Raw genomic sequence first — 1,930 nt, 5'->3', positions numbered from 1 at the left:
ATTATTGTAAAGCACATTGCCGGAAATATGCTTTCAAGATGGACTGATTTTTTAAAGGACGATGGCGAAAAACCATGGCGGAACCGTGACGAAGAATTTGTGAATAACTTCAGCAATAAACAGCAGGTTATTGATTATTGGGAAAAAGGCTGGAAATGTTTTTTTGAAGCCCTTAATCAAATTAATGACGAAAATTTATATGCTACAATATATATAAGGAGCGAAGCGCATTCTGTAATTGATGCGGTGTTCCGTCAGCTTGCACATTATCCTTATCACATTGGGCAGATCGTTTATATCGCAAAAATGATGAAAAATGATGACTGGAAGACCCTTTCCATTGCCAGAAACAAGTCCAGTGAGTTTAATTCTGAAATTAAGACTAGGTTTGCAAATGAATCCGGTTAGAAGTCTTCAACTGTTGGTTTTCAAAACAGCTCCGAAGGAAGTAAGAGATGAATATAATCAATAGATTGAATCAATTTAAAAATCATTTAAAATTACTATCTTTGCACCCATAAAATTCAGGAGTACATAAATGTCAACTTTTCAAAGAACTGCAGCATTTCATACACTTGGCTGCAAACTCAACTTTGCGGAGACATCTACTATTGCCCGTCAACTTATAGATGCCGGTTATGATAAAGTAAGCTTTAATGAGAAGGCGGATATTTATGTGATCAATACTTGCTCCGTAACCGAAAATGCCGACCGCGAGTGTAAGCTTCACGTAAAAAGAGCCATGAAAGCCAATCCGGACGGGTTGGTGGTGATTGTGGGATGTTATGCGCAGCTGAAGCCTGAAGAGATTTCACAGATTGAAGGGGTTGACCTTGTTTTAGGAGCTAAAGAAAAATTCAATATTCTAAGCTATCTTGACGATTTGGAAAAATCCGAAAGCGAAGGTATAGTTCATTCCTGTGAAATTGAAGAGACAGACTTCTTTATCGGAAGCTATTCCATTGGTGATAGAACCAGAGCTTTTTTGAAAGTCCAGGACGGATGTGATTACAAATGTACTTACTGCACGATTCCATTGGCAAGAGGGATTTCGCGATCTGATACCATTGAGAATGTTCTTAAAAATGCTAAAGAAATTGCTGGAAAAGATATTAAGGAAATTGTTCTTACAGGTGTAAATATTGGTGATTACGGAAAAGGAGAATTCGGAAATAAAAGGCATGAGCATACTTTTTTAGATTTAATTTCTGAGCTTGATAAAGTTGATGGAATCGAAAGAATCCGTATCTCATCCATTGAGCCTAATCTTTTAAAGGACGAAAGCATCGAGCTTGTTTCTAAAAGCAGAAGATTCGTTCCCCATTTTCATATTCCGTTGCAATCGGGAAGTGATGATTTATTGAAAAAAATGAAACGCCGTTATTTAACCAAATTATATAACGACAGAGTAAATAAAATCCGCGAGGTGATGCCTGATGCGGCTATCGGTGTTGATATAATTGTTGGATTTCCCGGTGAAACTGAAGAAAAATTCCTGGAGACCTATAATTTCCTGAATGGGCTTCCGATCACTTATCTCCACGTATTTACTTATTCCGAAAGAGAAAATACGGAAGCTGCTGAAATGGATGGAGTAGTGCCTGTTGCTGAAAGAAAAAAACGTAACAAAATGCTGAGAATCTTATCTGAAAAGAAAAAGATGGCATTTTATCAGTCTCAGCTTGGAAAAACACTTCCTGTACTTTGGGAGTATGAAAATAAAGACGGAAAAATGTTTGGCTTCACAGAAAATTATGTGAGAGTTCAGAAAGATTTTGACCAAGCATCAGTCAATAAAATCGAATTTCTGAATTTAGAAAAAATCCTGTCAGATGGCACAGTTTCTGTGCAATCTTCTTACGAAAGTTTTTTAGCAAAAGCTTAGTTTCTTTTCAAAATTTCCACTTTTAAATATTACTTCATGAGAGAT

General features: G+C 36.5%; 2 protein-coding genes. Both read left to right on the top strand.

What is annotated here, in order from left to right; translation table 11 throughout:
* Positions 1-408 (top strand): DUF1572 family protein (locus tag BW926_RS14000; protein WP_228403464.1); only part of this gene is annotated, 408 nt, incomplete at its 5' end.
* A 130-nt stretch (positions 409-538) separates the two neighbouring features.
* A complete protein-coding gene (gene mtaB / locus BW926_RS13995) occupies positions 539-1,885 on the top strand; it encodes a tRNA (N(6)-L-threonylcarbamoyladenosine(37)-C(2))-methylthiotransferase MtaB (RefSeq protein ID WP_076447953.1) in 1,347 nt (448 codons plus the stop codon).
* Positions 1,886-1,930 lie beyond the last annotated feature (45 nt).

The sequence above is a fragment of the Chryseobacterium sp. RU37D genome (assembly GCF_900156075.1).
In the GTDB taxonomy this organism is placed as follows: domain Bacteria; phylum Bacteroidota; class Bacteroidia; order Flavobacteriales; family Weeksellaceae; genus Chryseobacterium.
Note: the sequence above shows the minus strand (reverse complement) of the source record. Positions and strands in the feature narration are given on the sequence as shown.